Source organism: Micromonospora sp. MH33 (genome assembly GCF_003013775.1).
In the GTDB taxonomy this organism is placed as follows: domain Bacteria; phylum Actinomycetota; class Actinomycetes; order Mycobacteriales; family Micromonosporaceae; genus Micromonospora; species Micromonospora fulviviridis.
In genome coordinates, this window is sequence record NZ_MUYZ01000008.1 from 1 (window position 1) to 16,351 (window position 16,351).

Genomic DNA, 16,351 nt, shown 5'->3' on the forward strand with positions numbered 1-16,351 from the left:
CCGGGCGCCCCGATGGGGCACGGCGGCCCGCCCTCCCGCGGCCTGCCCCCCGCCCCGGGCGGCTACGGCCAGGACGAGCGCTTCGACGGCTTCGAGGCCGGCCGGCACGGCCGCGCCGACATGACCGCCGAGATCCGGATGCCCGAGCGGGACCTGCGTGACCCGCGCGGCCGTGGCCCGGCCGGCCCGCCGCCGCTGCCGCAGCAGGGCTACGGCCCGGACCAGGGCTATGGCGGCCCGGACCAGGGCTACGGTGGCCCGGACCAGGGCTACGGTGGCCCGGACCAGGGCTATGGCGGCCCGGACCAGGGCTATGGCGGCCCGGACCAGGGCTACGGCGGTGCCCCCGGGATGTCCGGCCCGCCGATGGCCGGCCCGCCCGGCAGCGACCTCTACCGGGTGGACCAGATCCGCCGTAGCTTCCAGGTGCGCCGGTTCGGCAGCGGGTACGACCCCGACCAGGTCGACCGGTTCTTCGAGACCCTGCTCGGCGGTATGCAGGGCCGAAACCCGATGCCGGTGAACCCGAAGGAACTCGACACCCTGCGCTTCGGGCTGGTGCCCGGCGGCTACTTCGAGGCCGAGGTCGACGCCGCGCTCAAGGACGTGCAGGACATCCTGCTCGGCCGCTGAGCCGCCCAACGACGACGAAGGGCCCGTCCCCGATCGGGGACGGGCCCTCGTGCGTACCGGCCGAGTGCGGGCCGGTCAGGACCGCAGGCCGTTGCGGCGCAGCACGGCGTCGCCGATGACGATGGCCAGCAGCAGCGCCGCGAGCCCGAACAGCCAGATGTTCTCCACGTTGCCCTCGTGGTTGCCGCAGAGCGCCATGAGCACCAATACCGCCGCCGACAGCACCGCCCCGATCCGTCCGGACCTGCGGTGTCCGGGCTTGTGCTGATCTGGCGCGGTTACCGGCTCGCTTCCTGCCACTGTCGGTCCTTCCCTCGCGATCGGATCTCCGGTTAGTCTGGCACGCCCCGTGACGGCCCCGGTGCGGGGTCCGCCCTGATCGGGGGCCCGGATCTGCGGCCCGGGCCGTCGGACCCGCCCGGCGGGGCGGAAGGCCACTACCGGCGTCGCGGAACGATGACCACACTGCCTCCGGTAGCGTCTTGACGTACGCCTGATGTCGTTTTGAGGGGGACTGCGGTGCGAGTGACCGGTACGGGCCATGCCAGCATGCGGATCGACACGGCCGCGGGCAGCATCCTGTGCGACCCGTGGGTCAATCCCGCCTACTTCGCCTCCTGGTTCCCCTTCCCGGACAACTCCCAGCTCGACTGGGCGACCCTCGGCCAGTGCGACTACCTGTACGTGTCGCACCTGCACCGGGACCACTTCGACGCCAAGCACCTGCGGGACCACATCTCCAAGGACGCCACCGTCCTGCTCCCCGAGTTCCCCACCTCGGAGATGGAGGACGAGCTGCGGGAGCTGGGGTTCACCAAGTTCCTCAAGGCCCCGAACGAGCAGGTCGTGGAGCTGCCCGGTGGCCTGAAGATCATGATCCAGGCGTTGACCAGCCCGACCGACGGCCCGATCGGCGACTCCTCGCTCTGGGTCGAGTACGACGGGGTCCGGCTGCTCAACCAGAACGACGCCCGCCCGACCGACCTCACGGTCTTCGCCGAGCTGGGCCACGTGCACGCCCACCTGCTCCAGTTCTCCGGCGCGATCTGGTACCCGATGGTCTACGAGCTGCCGCAGGCGGCGAAGACCGCGTTCGGCAAGCAGAAGCGGGAGCGGCAGTTCGACCGCACCTGGCGCTACATCGACGACCTGAAGGCCGACCACGTCTTCCCGATCGCCGGCCCGCCCTGCTTCCTCGACGACGAGCTGTTCCAGTTCAACGACATCTTCGGCGACGAGGGGAACATCTTCCCCGACCAGTCGGTGTTCCTGTCGGAGTACGCCAAGGTCGGCGGCACCAACGGCATCGTGCTGCTGCCGGGCAGCGTCGCCGAGGTCACCACCGAGGGCGCGACCACCACCCACCCGGTGCCGGTCGAGGAGTTCTTCGCGAACAAGCGGGCCCACCTGGAGGAGATGCGGGAGCGCAAGCGCCCGATCATCGAGGCGGAGAAGGCGTCCTGGCGGCACCCCGAGGTCGACGTGCTCGGCGAGATGAAGCGCCGGATCGAGCCGCTGCTGGACGAGTCGATCTACCTGGCCAAGGGCGTCGGCGGTCCGGTCCGCTTCGACCTCGTGGGCTACGACGGGGAGAGCGTCGAATCCATCGTGGTGGACTTCCCGGGCAAGGAGGTCCGGCCGTACGCGGACGAGAAGGTCCGCTACCGGTTCCGTACCGAGCGGGCGCTGATCGAGCACCTGCTGCACATCGGCGAGGTGGACTGGGTCAACTCGCTCTTCCTCTCCTGCCGGTTCTCGGCGGCCCGGATCGGCCAGTACAACGAGTTCGTCTACGCGTTCTTCAAGTGCCTCTCCGAGGAGCGACTGCAGTACGCCGAGGGCTGGTACGACGAGCACGAGCGGGCCGTCGACGCCGAGGACATCACCCTCGACGGCTGGGTGGTGCAGCGCCGCTGCCCGCACCTCAAGGCGGACCTGAGCCGTTTCGGCATCGTGGAGGGCGACCAGCTCACCTGCCAGCTGCACGGGTGGAAGTTCGACATGGCCAGCGGCCGCTGCCTGACCAGCGTCGGGCACAAGATCCGCGCGCACCGGGCGGACGCCGACACCCCGGCCCCCGCCGGTGAGGCGGTCAGCTAGCGGTTTCCCCGCGCCCGCCGCCCCCGCCGGGTGACCATCAGGTCGGGAAGGGAAGGGGGCGGCGTGGCCGACGGCGCAAAGAGAAGCGAATACCGGTACGGGCCTGACCGGGAGATGGGCCGGGACGCCTCCCGGGTGGAGACGTTCAGCGACGGCGTCTTCGGGGTCGTGCTGACGGTGATGGCCCTGGAGCTGCTGCAGAACGGCCCGGCCAGGGACCCCGGGAGGGAGCTTCCCGACGCTCTCGCCCACGCCTGGCCGTCCTACCTGGCGTACGTGATCACCTTCGGGATCGCCGGCCAGATCTGGCTCGGCCACCACAACATGTGGCGGTACGTGGTCCGGGTCGACCAGGTGCTGGTGGTGTTCAACCTGCTCGTGCTGCTCTTCGTGGCCGCGATCCCGTTCACCGCCGACCTGCTGTCGGACAACCTGCGCGGCAGTGACACCGAGCAGCGGCTGACCGGCGCCCTCTACCTCGGCACCGTGCTCGGCGAGTCGTTCTTCTTCAACCTGAGCTGGTGGTGGGCCCGGCGGCGCCGGCTGCTCCACCCGGACCTGGATCCCCAGCTGGCCCGGGCGGTCTCCCGGCGACTGCTGGTGCGTCCACTGCTCTATGTGACCGCCTTCGCCTTCGTCTTCGTCGACCCGATCCTCAGCCTGGTCCTCTACCTGCTGCTCGTCGGCCTCTCCCTGGTTCGCCGCCCCGGCGACCTGCCCCGTTTCGCCGCCGAGTCCGACGGCGAGGTCAGCGACCGAGGTCGCTGAGGATCCGCCGGGCGGCGTTGTGCCCGGCCGCGCCGATCACGCTGCCGGCCGGGTGGCAGCCGGCGCTGCCCGCGTAGACGCCGTCGATCCCGGTGGCGTAGGGCATCCGGTCGGTGAACGAGACGGTGTTGTCGACGTGGTGGATGTGCCCGCCGGTGATGCCGAAGTGCGCCTCGATGCCCGGCGGGGGCAGCGGCACCGCGTCGGCGATCAGGTCGCGGGTGCCCGGGGCGTACCGCTCGCAGATGTCGATCAGGCGGTCGACGTAGCCGGGCAGCGCCGCGTCCCAGGTGGTGCCGGCCAGCTGGTAGGGGACCGACTGGACGAAGAGCGCCGAGGAGTGGTGCCCGGCGCCGTCGGAGAGCGACGGGTCGACAGTGGTGTGCAGGTACCACTCGATGGTCGGCTCCTCCGGCAGCCGCCCGGCCTGGACGTCCGCCCACATGGCGCGCAGCGCGGCCATCGGCGGCTCGCCGCCGGCGCCGACCAGCGAGGCCGAGCCGGGGAGCAGGTGGATGGTGGACCCGAACGGGCTCGGTGCGTCCGCCGGCAGGCAGGAGAAGCGGGGCAGGCCGGTGAGCGCCAGGTTCAGCTTGAGGGTGGTGCCGGGCCGGCGGACCGCCGCCATCCGCGCGCCCAACTCCGCCGGGAGCGCGCCGCCGGGCAGCAGCTCCATCAACCGGTACGGGTCGCAGGCCCCGAGCACCACCGGGGCGGCCACCTCCCGCCCGTCGGCCAGCACCACCCCGGCGGCCGCGCCGCCGTCGAGGGTGACCGCGGTGACCGGCGTGCCGGTCAGGATGCGGGCGCCGGCCGCGCGGGCCGCCTCGGCGAAGGTCCGGGAGACCGTGCCCATCCCGCCCTGGGCGATCATCCAGGTGCCCTCCGAGCCGGGCAGCCGGCACATGTTGTGCACCAGGAAGTTGTGCCCGGTGCCCGGGTCGTCCGGGCCGGCGTTCAGCCCGGAGAGGCCGTCGGTGACCGCGTACATGCTGACCAGCAGTTCGGAGCGGAAGTCGAAGCGGGCCAGGTAGTCGGCCACCGAGCCGCGGACCAGGTCGACGAAGACCTGCCGGAGGGCGGGCCGGACGTACCGCTCGGCGGTCTCCACCACCGGCAGCGGCTCGGCCAGCCAGGCCGGCGCCAGGTCCTCCCGGAGCTGGGCCAGCTCGGCCTGCAGCGCGTCGTCGGCGGCCACGTCCGCGGGCGAGAAGAACTCCGCGAGCTGCCGCCGGGTGCTCGCCGTGTCGCTGCCGAAGAGCAGGTACGGCGAGCCGAGCCCGCCCGGGGTGGGCAGGAAGTAGTGCGGGTCGCGCCGCAGCACCGGGATCGTCACGTCGAGGGCGGCGAGCAGTTCCGGCGGCATCAGCCCGAGCAGGTACGAACCGGTGGAGTGCCGCAGCCCGGGCACCGTCGGGAACGGGTTCTCCGTGCGGGTGGCCCCGCCGATCACCTCGGCCGCCTCCAGCACCACCACGTCGAGGCCGGCGCGCGCCAGCAGGACCGCCGAGACCAGGCCGTTGTGCCCGGAGCCGACCACGACGACGTCGGCGCGGGACGGCAGCTCACTCGCTTCGCTCATGCCCGGGCAGCCTAGTGGCGCGGGGCCCGTCCGGGGAGGGGTCGGCCGGAGCCGGGCCGTACCGGGTCCACCGCAGCGGTGCCTCGGAGCCGGACTTCGGTGCTCAGGCGCGGGCGGCGGCGCGGCCGGCACGCCAGCGGGAGAGCACCAGGGTGGCCGAGTAGCCGGCCAGCACGATCACGTGGAACAGGTAGAGCCAGAGCAGCACCGCGACCCCACCGCCGATCTCGTCGAACCCGCCGAAGGGCGCCCCCAGGTCCAGCGGCAGCGAGCAGAACAGCACGAAGCCGTGCAGGAAACCGGAGAGGTTCGCCGCGGTGAACGAGCCCAGGACGAGCGTGGCGAGCCAGTCCGGGGCGGCCGGCCCGACCACCCGGAACAGCCACATCAGCACCGGGGTGAGCACCAGCCAGGTGGCCAGGAAGGAGAGCACCACACCGAGCGCGCCCAGCCAGCCGCCCTGCCGGACCAGGTGGGTGGTGAGCGGCAGCGCCAGCAGGATCGACAGCAGCAGCGCCGGGGCCGGGGCGAGCAGCGGGAGCAGCAGCAGCCGGCCCCGCCAGCCGACCAGGGTCCCAGCCTGGCCGCGCGGGATGGCGACCGAGACGAACGCCCGGCGCAGCCCCTCGCCGTAGAGCGACGCCGGCAGCAGCGAGGCCAGCGCCAGCAGCGGGGTCAGCCCCAGTCCGGCCTCCACCAGCGCGGCCACCGCGCGGTCGGCGCCGATGTCGGTGGGGAGCGTGTTGATCGCGTACGCGGTGAGCCGGCGCACCCGGTCGTCGCCGGCCACCAGCCCGGTGAGCCAGATGGCCAGCAGCGCCACCGGCACCACGGCGATCGCCCCGTAGAAGGTGATCGCGGCGGCGTGCAGCGAGAGGTCCCGCCCGCGTACCGGCCGGAACGCGGCACGGGTGATCCGTCTCGCCGTCTGCCACCGCTCACCCATCGCCATCCGGTTCCCCGTACGGCGGGTCGGCACGCATTACGATCCGGCGTGTGATCGCCTCCACCGAGCGGCTGGTGGTCCGGGACTGGACGGAGTCGCCGGACGACCTGGCCCGGATCTACGACATCTACTCCCGCGACGAGGTGATGCGCTGGCTGGGCGGTGGCGCGGGGCGGATGACCGACCCGGCCGAGGCGCGCGAGCGGGTGCACTCCTGGCGCGAGCGTTACGCGCCGTACGCCGGCCGCTGGGGCCTCTGGGCGATCGAGCCGCGCGAGGCCGGCCGGGCGGTCGGCAGCGTCCTGCTCAAGCCGCTGCCCGGCCGGGACGGGGTCACGCCCACCGACGACATCGAGGTCGGCTGGCACCTGCACCCCGACGCCCAGGGGCACGGCTACGCCACCGAGGCGGCCCGGGCCGTGCTGGAGCGCGAGTTCGCCACCGGCACCCGGCAGGTCCACGCGGTGGTGATGGCCGGCAACGGGCCGTCGATGGCGGTGGCCCGCCGCCTCGGCATGACCCACGTCGGCACCCGCACCGACTGGTACGGCGGCACGGAACTCGAAACCTTCGTCCTGGCCCGCCCGGCGTAGCCGTCCGGGGGAGAGCGCCGGGTCGTGGCGGGCCGTAACGTCCGCTGCCGTGATGATCGAGTTCGAGGCCGCACCCGACCGGGTCAGGCTCACCGCTGCCTACCGCCGGCACCTGCGCCGCGCCTTCATGCCCTATCGCGGCACGGGACTCTCCCTGGCTGGACTGGCGGTCGTCGCCCTGCTCCCGGCGCCCCGGATGGTCGCGACGCTTCTCGCCGCCAGCGCCGTACTCTTCTTTTTCTTCTCCCCGGCCCTGTTGCTGCACCGGGTGGTGGAAATGGCCTGGCGCCGAAACCGCGGGCTGACGTGCTGGACTCTTTCGGAAGAGGGCGTGCGGGGCGAGAACGAGGGGGGATACGGCCTGGTGCGCTGGTCGGCCGTGACCCGGATCGAGCAGCTCCGGGGCCAGCTGTACGTGAAGCTCGACGGGGGCACGGCGATGTTCCTCCCGATTGTCGCCCTTCCCGCCGAAAAGCAGCAGGAGCTGCTCGCCTTCCTCCGAGCCCGCGGCCTGCTTGCTTGACGTTTCCCTGGCCCGCTCTCTGAATCTTGGACACTTACCGTTGGCAGCGGACGGTAAATGTCCAAGATTCACGGCGCCGGCCGCCGAACCCGTCGGTGCCGGACAGGCTGTGCGATCCGGCTGTGACGGGGCGGCGCCGTTAGGGTGGGCGGTAGCACCATGTCCCGCGGAGGGGGTGAGCCGGATGGCCCAGGCAGCGTTCGCGCCGGAGCCGGAGCCGGAGCCGGAGCCGGAGCCGGCGCCGCAGCCCGCCGAGCCGTCCTTCGACGTGCTCCGGTGGCACGACGAACCGTGGACCGCGCAGCTCGCTCTCGATCTGTTGCCCGAGACCAACGGCCCGAAGGTCGAGGTCCTGAGCGGAAGCGTGATCGTGACACCACACGCGGGAATCGACCATCAGTCGGTCGAGCGAGAACTGCCCTACCTGCTGCACCGTGCCGCTCGGCGGTCCGGGCTGTGGGTCTATCCCGAGATCAACCTGATCTGCGGCAAGGACCTGTTCATCCCGGACATCGCCGTGCTGCGGTCCTCCGGCGGCGGCCGTTCCGCGGTCGACGTGAGTCAGGCCGTCCTGCTCGGGGAGATCGTTTCGCCCGGCAACCGGCGCAAGGACGTCATCGACCGGCCGCGGGAGTACGCCGCTGCCGGGGTGCCGTACTTCCTCCGCGTGGACCTGCGCAACCGGGTGCCGGCGCTGGCCCTCTACGAGCTGGCCGAGGGGGAGTACCGCCCGCTCGCCGCGGCCGCGGCCGGCGCCACCTTCGTCATGCGGCAGCCGTTCGAGTTCAGCGTCGACCCGGCGGATCTGCTGGACGAGGAGGCGCCCGAGGAGGAGCCCGGCGCGGGAGTGAGGCTCCCAGCGGGCGTTCAGGAGGGCTGGGGAAGAATGGGCGGGTGACGTCTCCCCGCGCCCTCGTCCTGCTCGGCTCGACCGGCTCGATCGGCACCCAGGCCATCGACATCGTCCGCCGCAACCCGGACCGGTTCCGGGTGGTCGCCCTCGGGGCCGGCGGCGGCAACGTGGAGCTGCTCGCCGCGCAGGCGCTGGAGCTGGGCGTGGAGGCGGTGGGGGTGGCCAGGGCGTCCGCCGCCCAGGATCTTCAGCTCGCGTTCTACGCCGAGGCGAGCCGGCGCGGCTGGGCCACCGGCGACTTCAAGCTGCCCAAGATCGTGGCCGGGCCGGACGCGATGACCGAGCTGGCCGGGTGGCCGTGCGACGTGGTGCTCAACGGGGTGGTCGGTTCGCTCGGGCTCGCGCCGACCCTCGCGGCGCTGCGCGCCGGGCGTACCCTCGCCCTGGCCAACAAGGAGTCCCTTGTCGCCGGCGGCCCGCTGGTCCGGGCCGCGGTGACGCGGCCGGGGCAGATCGTTCCTGTCGACAGCGAGCACTCGGCGCTGGCGCAGTGCCTGCGCGGGGGCACCCGGGGCGAGGTGCGCCGGCTGGTGGTGACCGCCAGCGGCGGGCCGTTCCGGGGCCGGCGGCGCGACGAGTTGACCGAGGTCACGCCGGAGCACGCGCTGGCCCACCCGACGTGGAACATGGGGCCGGTGGTGACGATCAACTCCGCCACCATGGTCAACAAGGCGCTGGAGGTGATCGAGGCGCACGAGCTGTTCGACGTGCCCTACGCCGACATCGAGGTGATGGTCCACCCGCAGTCGGTGATCCACTCGATGGTCGAGTTCACCGACGGCTCCACCCTCGCCCAGGCCAGCCCGCCGGACATGCGGCTGCCCATCGCCCTCGGCCTCGGCTGGCCGGACCGGGTGCCCGGGGCCGCCGCCGCGGTCGACTGGACGACGGCCCACACCTGGGAGTTCTTCCCGCTCGACGACGCCGCGTTCCCGGCGGTCGCGCTGGCCAAGGCGGCCGGCGAGGCCGGGCGCTGCCGGCCGGCGATCTACAACGCGGCGAACGAGGAGTGCGTGGCGGCCTTCGTGGCCGGCCGGCTGCCCTTCCTCGGCATCGTCGACACCCTCCAGCGCGTGCTGGAGGACGCTCCCGACTTCGACGAACCGGGTACCGTCGAGGACGTGCTCGCCGCGGAATCGTGGGCACGGGCGCACGCCCAGGAGATCATCGTCGGGTCGGTGGAAGGAGCCTGATGAGTTACCTGCTCGGGGTGGCGCTGTTTGCCCTGGCGATCCTCATCTCGGTGAGCCTGCACGAGGCGGGGCACATGCTCACCGCCAAGGCGTTCGGGATGAAGGTCACCCGCTACTTCGTCGGCTTCGGGCCGACCCTCTGGTCGTTCAAGCGGGGCGAGACCGAGTACGGCGTCAAGGGCATCCCGCTCGGCGGCTTCTGCAAGATCGTCGGGATGACCCCGCAGGACGACGACGTCGAACCGGGCGACGAGAAGCGCGTCATGTGGCGCTACCCGGTCTGGAAGCGGACGATCGTGATGTCCGCGGGCTCGATCACCCACTTCGCCCTGGCCCTGGTGACCCTCTGGATCCTCGCGGTCTCCGCCGGCCTGCCCAACCCGAAGTTCCCGAACACGGAGGACGGCTTCAAGGCCGAGCCGGCCGTGATCGCCCTGGCCCCGTGCGTGGTCGTGGAGAACGCCGCCCGGGCCTGCCAGACCGGCGACCCGGCCAGCCCGGCCGCGAAGGCCCAGCTCCAGGACGGCGACCGGATCACCTCGGTGAACGGCAGGCCGGTCTCCACGTGGGGCGACATGCTGGACGTGGTCCGGGCCACCCCGCCCGGCACGGCCACCGTCGACTACGTCCGCGACGACAAGCCGGGCACCGCCACCGTCGACCTGGCCGCCGTGCAGCGCCCGCCGCTGGGTGACCCCAAGGGCGCCACCTCGGCGGTCTCCGCCCTCGGCGTCGCGCTCCGGCCGACCACCCCCACCCGGGTCCAGTACGGTCCGGTCGCCGCGTTCGGCGCCACCGCCGACTTCACCGGCAACATGGCGGTGCAGACCGTGCACGCCATGCAGCGGATCCCGCAGAAGGTCCCCGCCCTGTGGACCGCCGTCACCGGCGGCGAGCGGGACGTGGACACCCCGATCAGCGTGGTCGGCGCCAGCCGGCTCGGCGGCGAGGCCGTGGAGAACAACGCCTGGCTGGTGTTCTTCATGCTCTTCGTCTCGCTGAACTTCTTCATCGGCGTGTTCAACCTGCTGCCGCTGCTCCCGCTGGACGGCGGCCACATCGCCATCGCCTGGTTCGAGCGGGTCCGCTCCTGGCTCTACGCCCGGATCGGCCGGGCCGACCCCGGCCGCGTCGACTACCTCAAGCTCATGCCCCTCACGTACGCGGTGATCCTCATCGGTGGCGCGTTCACGCTGCTGACCGTCACCGCGGACGTCGTCAACCCGATCACGCTCTTCTCAAGGTGAGTGCCTGAAGTGACCGCTGTCAGTCTCGGTATGCCCCCCGTACCGCCGCCGCCGCTCGCCCCGCGCCGGGCCAGCCGCCAGATCATGGTCGGTTCGGTGCCGGTCGGTGGGGGCGCGCCGGTCTCGGTGCAGTCCATGACCACCACCCTGACCGCCGACGTGAACGCCACTCTCCAGCAGATCGCCGAGCTGACCGCGTCCGGCTGCCAGATCGTCCGGGTGGCCGTGCCCTCCCAGGACGACGTCGAGGCGCTGCCCGCGATCGCCAAGAAGTCGCAGATCCCGGTGATCGCCGACATCCATTTCCAGCCGAAGTACGTCTTCGCGGCGATCGACGCCGGCTGCGCCGCGGTCCGGGTGAACCCGGGCAACATCCGGCAGTTCGACGACAAGGTCAAGGAGATCGCCAGGGCGGCCGGCGACGCGGGCGTGCCGATCCGGATCGGCGTGAACGCCGGCTCGCTGGACAAGCGCCTGCTGGCCAAGTACGGCAAGGCCACCGCCGAGGCGCTGGTCGAGTCGGCGCTCTGGGAGTGCTCGCTCTTCGAGGAGCACGGCTTCCGGGACATCAAGATCTCGGTCAAGCACAACGACCCGGTGGTGATGATCCGGGCCTACCGGCAGCTCGCCGAGAAGTGCGACTACCCGCTGCACCTGGGCGTGACCGAGGCCGGCCCGGCCTTCCAGGGCACCATCAAGTCCGCGGTGGCGTTCGGCGCGCTGCTGGCCGAGGGGATCGGCGACACCATCCGGGTCTCGCTCTCCGCCCCGCCGGTCGAGGAGATCAAGGTCGGCGCCGCGATCCTGGAGTCGCTGGGCCTGCGCGAGCGGGGCCTGGAGATCGTCTCCTGCCCGTCGTGCGGCCGGGCCCAGGTCGACGTCTACAAGCTGGCCGAGGAGGTCACCGCCGGCCTGGAAGGGCTGCCGGTGCCGCTGCGCGTGGCCGTCATGGGCTGCGTGGTGAACGGCCCGGGCGAGGCCCGCGAGGCCGACCTCGGCGTCGCCTCCGGCAACGGCAAGGGCCAGATCTTCGTCAAGGGCCAGGTCGTCAAGACCGTGCCCGAGGGCCAGATCGTGGAGACGCTGATCGAGGAGGCGCTGCGGATCGCCGACGAGATGGGCGCCGAGATCCCCGAGGAGCTGCGCGGCCTGGTGCCGGGCGCCACGGTGACCGTGCACTGACGCACCGGTCCGCCGACGACGTGCGGCCGTCCCTGTGGGGGCGGCCGCACGTGTCGTCTCAGGCCCGCGCCACCGGCCGGGGCACGGCGGCGAACTCGGAGAGGGTGAACCACCGGGGCAGCGCCCGCCGCAGCGCCTCCGGCCCGGCCACCTCCACCGCGCCGCTGCGCAGCGCCGCCGGCCAGTCCAGGTCGCCCAGCCACACCTGCACCAGGGCGCGCAGGCTCGCGGTCACCGTCACGGACACCTCGTGCCCGGGGTCCACGTCGCAGACGTCGGCCTCCCCGGTGGCGATGACCAGCCACCAGTCGCGCAGCTCCGCCGGCACGTCCCGGAAGCGGAAGCGGACGACGGTACGCCCCGCCGGTACGGCGCCGTGGTCGACGTGCCGGTGCATGTCCCAGAGCAGGAGCTTCGGGTCCAGGTCGGCGTCGCCCAGCTCGCCGATCCAGCGCACCCCCCAGGCGCCGAGCGCCTCGAGCACCGGCCGCAGCTCGCGTCCGGCCTGCGTCGGGACGTACCGCACGTCGGCGCCGTCGACGTGCCGCTCCACCACGCCGGCGCGGACGAGCTGGTGCAGCCGCCGGGACAGCAGGGTGGGCGACATCCGCGGCAGGCCCCGGCGCAGCTCGTTGAAGCGCTCGGACCCGCTCACCAGTTCCCGGATCACGAGCAGCGTCCAGCGCTCGTCGAGCAGCTCCATGGCCTTCGCGACGGGGCAGAACTGGTGGTAGGAGGCCCCCATGGCGGGGACGCTACGCCGGAGCCGACGGCGGGGCCAGGAACCTGTCGGGACCGGTACACATCTCGTACTGGGTGGCCGCTCCTCCGCTGCCTACCGTCCCTTTCAGGACGAGACGGAGGAGCTCATGATGATCGACGACGTGGAGCAGGACCGGGCCGTGAAGGCCGGGCACCGGCGGATGTGGGCGCTCGGCAGCTACGCCACGGTCGCCGCGGAGGTCATCCCGGAGTTGGGGGCCACCCTGGTCCGGGCGGCCGGCGTGGGGCCGGGCGACCGGGTGCTGGACGTGGCCGCGGGCACCGGTAACGCGGCCGTTCCGGCGGCGCTGGCCGGGGCCGACGTGGTGGCCAGCGACCTGACCCCGGAACTGCTGGAGATCGGGCGGGGTCTCGCGGCGCGGCGCGGGGTGACGCTGGACTGGCAGCAGGCCGACGCCGAGGCGCTGCCGTACGCCGACGGCGAGTTCGACCGGGTGCTGTCCTGCGTGGGGGTGATGTTCGCGCCCCGGCACCGGGCTGCCGCCGACGAACTGGTCCGGGTCTGCCGGCCGGGCGGCACGATCGGCCTGGTCAACTGGACTCCGGAGGGCTTCATCGGGCAGTTGTTCGCCACCATGAAGCCGTACGCGCCCGCACCGCCGCCGGGCGCGCAGCCGCCGCCGCTCTGGGGGGACGAGGAGCACGTCGGCGCCCTGCTCGGTGACCGGGTCACCGGTCTCGTGCTGCGCCGCGAGGTGGTCACCGTGGACCGGTTCGCCGCCCCGGAGGAGTTCCGCGACTACTTCAAGGCCCACTACGGGCCGACGATCGCGGTGTACCGGGCGAACGCCGGGGACCCCGAGCGGGTCGCCGCCCTCGACGCGGACCTCGCCGACCTGGCCCGGCGGCACACCGAGGCCGGGGTGATGCGCTGGGAGTACCTGCTGGTCACCGCACGTCGGAGCGGCTGACGGCGGCGCCGGCCGGGGTGGCGGTCCCGTGACCACCCCGGCCGGCGGACGCCACGCGGCGACTCACTCGGATTCGGCGAGGATGGCGTACAGCTTGCGCCGGGTCTCGTCGAGCACCTGGGCGGCGCGCGCCCGCTGGTCGTCGGTGCCGGTCATCATCACCTGCCGCAGCGCGTTCATGGCCTGGGCGCCGGCGTCGCGGATGTCGTGCCAGCTGTTCACGGTCTGCTCGGCGAACTCGCCCCAGGGCGGGGTCTGCGCCGCCTCGGTGGCCTCGGTCCGCCCCTGCTCGGTGAGGGCGAACCGCTTGCGCCCGCCGTCGGAGTCCGCGGCGGCGGCGATGACGCCCTCGTCCTCCAGCAGTTGCAGGGTCGGGTAGATCGAGCCGGGGCTGGGCCGCCAGGCCCCGCCGGTCCGGGAGTCGATCTCCTGGATCATCTCGTAGCCGTGCATCGGCCGCTCGGTGAGCAGGGCCAGCACGGCGCCGCGCACGTTCGGCCGGCGGCCGCGTCCGCGGCCCCGCCCGCCCCGGCCGTGCCCGTGACCGAACGGTCCGGGCGGGAACGGCGGCGGGCCCGGGGGTACGGGCGGGAAGCCGAAGCCCCGCATCCGCATCTCGTCGTGCGCGGCGTGCATCCGGCGGTGGAAACCCATCGGGTAACTCCTTCTGTCGGGCTATCCCTGATGCATCAACGATATATCGGCAATGCATCGTCGACAAGTCAAGATGTGGGACGGGTCCGCAAACCGTACGTACGTCTTGCTAGGGTGTCGGCGTGCGCCTGCTTCCCGAACCGGGCCCCTCGCGGACCCTCGCCCTCTCCACCCTGATCAACACCGTCGGCCGGGGCACCTGGCTCACCGCCAGCGCGCTCTTCCTCACCCGCTCGGTCGGGCTCACCGTGACCCAGGTCGGCCTCGCGCTCACCATCACGGCGCTGGTGAGCCTGGTGACCAGCACGCCCATGGGCTACCTGGCCGACCGGCTCGGGCCCCGCGGCCTCCAGATCACCGCGCTGCTGGCCTCCGCCGGGTTCACCGCCGCCCTGGTGGCGGTCCGTTCCTTCGCCGGGTTCCTGGCGGTCGGGGTGCTGATGGCGGTCGCCGACTCGGCGACCAGGGGCGCCCGGGGCGCGCTGATCGCCGGCGCGGTGCCCCCGGACCAGCGGGTGCGTACCCGGGCCTACCTGCGGGCGGTCACCAACGTCGGGATCTCGGTGGGCACGGTGCTGGCCGGCGTCGGCCTGGCCGCCGACACCCGGACCGCGTACGTGTCGCTGATCCTGCTCGACTGCGCCACCTACCTGTTGGCCGCGGCGGTGCTGCTCCGGCTGCCACCCGTGCCGCCGGTGCCGGCGCCCACCCACGGGCCGCGGCTCGTCGCCCTGCGGGACCGGCCGTTCCTCGCCTTCACCGTGCTCGACGGGCTGATGTCGATGCACTTCAGCCTCATCAACATCGCCCTGCCGCTGTGGATCGCCGGGCACACCACCGCCCCGCGCTGGCTGATCTCCGCCTGCCTGCTGGTCAACACCGTGGTGGTGGTGCTCTTCCAGGTCCGCGCCTCACGGGGCACCGAGGACCTGACCGGGGCCGGTCGGGCGGCCCGCCGGGCCGGCGCGGTGATCGCCGTCGCCTGCGCGCTCTTCGCGGCCGGCGGGGGCGTGCCCGTGGCGGTGGCGGTGCCGCTGCTGCTCGCCGGCGCGCTGGTGCACGTCGTGGGGGAGTTGTGGCACGCGGCGGCCGGCTGGGGCATCTCGTTCGGGCTCGCCCCGGCCCACGCGCAGGGCCAGTACCAGGGCGCGTACGGGATGGGCATGCAGCTCGGCTCGATGGTCGCCCCGGTGGTGGTGACCACCCTGGCGATCGGCTGGGGCGTGCCGGGGTGGCTGCTGCTCGGTGGGCTGTTCCTGGTGCACGGGGCGCTGGTGCCGCCGGTGGTGCGCTGGGCCGCCCGGACCCGGCCCGCCGTGCCGGATCCGGCACCGCTTCCGGTCGGCTGAGCCGCCACTCACCACCGATCGTCCGGCGTCCTCAGGTCGGCCCGCGCGGGCCCGGGTGCATCTGGCAGGCTGGTATCCGTGCTCACGGTGCCGGTACGCCAACTCGGGGAGTCGGAGCGCCGCGCGGTCGAACGGCTGCTCGACCTCGACCCCTACGCCGGCGCGCAGGTCGCCGAGCGGGTGGCGGCGCGCGGGCTGGCCTGGTGGCGGGCCGAGGGGCGGATTCTCGGCTACGGTCCGCGCCGCAACCTGGAGTCGATCTGCTGGCTCGGCGGCAACCTGACCCCGGTGCTCGCCTCGGAGTCGGCGGTGGCCGCCTTCGCCGACCAGTTGAGCGCCGAGGAGCGGCTCTGCTCCTCGATCATCGGCCGCGCCGACGCGGTGCTCGGGCTCTGGGACCGCCTCTCCGCCTACTGGGGACCGGCCCGGGACGTACGCCCGAACCAGCCGCTGCTGGCCACGGACGCGCTGCCCGCCGTGGCGCCCGACCCCGAGGTGCGCCGGGTGCGCGGCGGTGAGGTCGACCGGCTCTTCCCGGCGGCGGTGGCGATGTACACCGAGGAGGTCGGGGTGTCGCCGCTGGCCGAGGACGGCGGGCGCGGCTACCGGCGGCGGGTGGGCGACCTGGTCCGCGCGGGCCGGGCCTACGCCCGGTTCGCGGACGGCAAGGTGATCTTCAAGGCCGAGCTGGCCGTGGTGACCCGGCGCACCGCCCAGGTGCAGGGGGTCTGGGTCGCGCCGGAGTGGCGGGGCCGGGGCATCGCGACCGCGGCGATGGCTGCGGTGGTGCGGGACGCGCTGGAGCGCGTGGCGCCCTCGGTCAGCCTCTACGTCAACGACTTCAACCTGCCCGCCCGCCGGGTCTACGAGCGCTGCGGCTTCCGCCCGGTCGGCACGCTCGCCACCGTGCTGTTCTAAGCCGCTCTCCCAAGCCCGCGACCCGGCCGCATGGCCGGGATCACGTCGCCTCACGT

General features: G+C 73.1%; 16 protein-coding genes and 1 pseudogene. 12 read left to right on the top strand and 5 right to left on the bottom strand.

What is annotated here, in order from left to right; genetic code table 11:
• A pseudogene (locus B0E53_RS03035) lies at window positions 1-633 on the top strand (cell division protein DivIVA); the annotation flags it as partial.
• A 75-nt stretch (window positions 634-708) separates the two neighbouring features.
• Here the strand turns inward: B0E53_RS03035 and B0E53_RS03040 are convergent.
• A complete protein-coding gene (locus tag B0E53_RS03040) occupies window positions 709-933 on the bottom strand; it encodes a DUF2631 domain-containing protein (RefSeq protein WP_107074543.1) in 225 nt (74 codons plus the stop codon).
• Window positions 934-1,152: 219 nt separating this feature from the next.
• On the opposite strand from B0E53_RS03040, the gene B0E53_RS03045 reads away from it, so the two are divergent.
• Window positions 1,153-2,733 (top strand): Rieske 2Fe-2S domain-containing protein, encoded by a 1,581-nt coding sequence (locus B0E53_RS03045; RefSeq protein WP_107074544.1) that lies wholly within the window; start codon window positions 1,153-1,155, stop codon window positions 2,731-2,733.
• A gap of 114 nt (window positions 2,734-2,847) precedes the next feature.
• Window positions 2,848-3,501 (top strand): TMEM175 family protein, encoded by a 654-nt coding sequence (locus B0E53_RS03050; RefSeq protein WP_107074545.1) that lies wholly within the window; start codon window positions 2,848-2,850, stop codon window positions 3,499-3,501.
• Here the strand turns inward: B0E53_RS03050 and B0E53_RS03055 are convergent.
• The gene (locus B0E53_RS03055) at window positions 3,482-5,083 is read right to left on the bottom strand and encodes an NAD(P)/FAD-dependent oxidoreductase (RefSeq protein ID WP_107074546.1); all 1,602 of its coding nucleotides are present in this window, start codon (window positions 5,081-5,083) and stop codon (window positions 3,482-3,484) included. The two genes, B0E53_RS03050 and B0E53_RS03055, sit on opposite strands and share 20 nt — an antisense overlap.
• Window positions 5,084-5,186: 103 nt before the next feature.
• Window positions 5,187-6,029 (bottom strand): YhjD/YihY/BrkB family envelope integrity protein, encoded by an 843-nt coding sequence (locus tag B0E53_RS03060; protein ID WP_107074547.1) that lies wholly within the window; start codon window positions 6,027-6,029, stop codon window positions 5,187-5,189.
• 50 nt (window positions 6,030-6,079) lie between these two features.
• On the opposite strand from B0E53_RS03060, the gene B0E53_RS03065 reads away from it, so the two are divergent.
• The 6 genes from B0E53_RS03065 to ispG all read left to right on the top strand — a co-directional run bounded on the left by B0E53_RS03065 (window position 6,080) and on the right by ispG (window position 11,680).
• On the top strand, window positions 6,080-6,622 hold the full coding sequence (locus tag B0E53_RS03065; RefSeq protein WP_107074548.1) for a GNAT family N-acetyltransferase: 543 nt from the start codon (window positions 6,080-6,082) through the stop codon (window positions 6,620-6,622).
• 52 nt (window positions 6,623-6,674) lie between these two features.
• The gene (locus tag B0E53_RS03070; RefSeq protein ID WP_146167572.1) at window positions 6,675-7,145 is read left to right on the top strand and encodes a YcxB family protein; all 471 of its coding nucleotides are present in this window, start codon (window positions 6,675-6,677) and stop codon (window positions 7,143-7,145) included.
• Window positions 7,146-7,329: 184 nt separating this feature from the next.
• Window positions 7,330-8,043: a Uma2 family endonuclease gene (locus tag B0E53_RS03075; protein WP_107074550.1), complete on the top strand. Its 714-nt coding sequence runs from the start codon at window positions 7,330-7,332 to the stop codon at window positions 8,041-8,043.
• On the top strand, window positions 8,040-9,251 hold the full coding sequence (gene dxr, locus B0E53_RS03080) for a 1-deoxy-D-xylulose-5-phosphate reductoisomerase (protein ID WP_107074551.1): 1,212 nt from the start codon (window positions 8,040-8,042) through the stop codon (window positions 9,249-9,251). Before B0E53_RS03075 ends, dxr begins: the two co-directional genes overlap by 4 nt.
• Window positions 9,251-10,498 carry a site-2 protease family protein gene (locus tag B0E53_RS03085; RefSeq protein WP_107074552.1) on the top strand — a complete coding sequence of 416 codons (1,248 nt, stop codon included), beginning with the start codon at window positions 9,251-9,253 and terminating at the stop codon, window positions 10,496-10,498. Before dxr ends, B0E53_RS03085 begins: the two co-directional genes overlap by 1 nt.
• Before the next feature lie 9 nt (window positions 10,499-10,507).
• Window positions 10,508-11,680: a flavodoxin-dependent (E)-4-hydroxy-3-methylbut-2-enyl-diphosphate synthase gene (gene ispG, locus B0E53_RS03090; protein WP_107074553.1), complete on the top strand. Its 1,173-nt coding sequence runs from the start codon at window positions 10,508-10,510 to the stop codon at window positions 11,678-11,680.
• Between the two features lie 58 nt (window positions 11,681-11,738).
• Here ispG and B0E53_RS03095 read toward each other — a convergent pair whose 3' ends face one another.
• Complete coding sequence (locus B0E53_RS03095; RefSeq protein WP_107074554.1) at window positions 11,739-12,425, bottom strand: helix-turn-helix domain-containing protein; 687 nt, start codon at window positions 12,423-12,425, stop codon at window positions 11,739-11,741.
• Between the two features lie 127 nt (window positions 12,426-12,552).
• Between B0E53_RS03095 and B0E53_RS03100 the strand changes: the two genes are divergently transcribed.
• A complete protein-coding gene (locus B0E53_RS03100) occupies window positions 12,553-13,374 on the top strand; it encodes a class I SAM-dependent methyltransferase (RefSeq protein ID WP_107074591.1) in 822 nt (273 codons plus the stop codon).
• A 63-nt stretch (window positions 13,375-13,437) separates the two neighbouring features.
• Here B0E53_RS03100 and B0E53_RS03105 read toward each other — a convergent pair whose 3' ends face one another.
• A complete protein-coding gene (locus B0E53_RS03105; protein ID WP_107074555.1) occupies window positions 13,438-14,028 on the bottom strand; it encodes a PadR family transcriptional regulator in 591 nt (196 codons plus the stop codon).
• A 122-nt stretch (window positions 14,029-14,150) separates the two neighbouring features.
• Between B0E53_RS03105 and B0E53_RS03110 the strand changes: the two genes are divergently transcribed.
• Both B0E53_RS03110 and B0E53_RS03115 read left to right on the top strand, forming a co-directional pair.
• Window positions 14,151-15,377 carry an MFS transporter gene (locus B0E53_RS03110; protein ID WP_107074556.1) on the top strand — a complete coding sequence of 409 codons (1,227 nt, stop codon included), beginning with the start codon at window positions 14,151-14,153 and terminating at the stop codon, window positions 15,375-15,377.
• Between the two features lie 78 nt (window positions 15,378-15,455).
• Complete coding sequence (locus B0E53_RS03115) at window positions 15,456-16,295, top strand: DUF4081 domain-containing GNAT family N-acetyltransferase (RefSeq protein WP_107074557.1); 840 nt, start codon at window positions 15,456-15,458, stop codon at window positions 16,293-16,295.
• The last annotated feature ends 56 nt before the right edge of the window (window positions 16,296-16,351 follow it).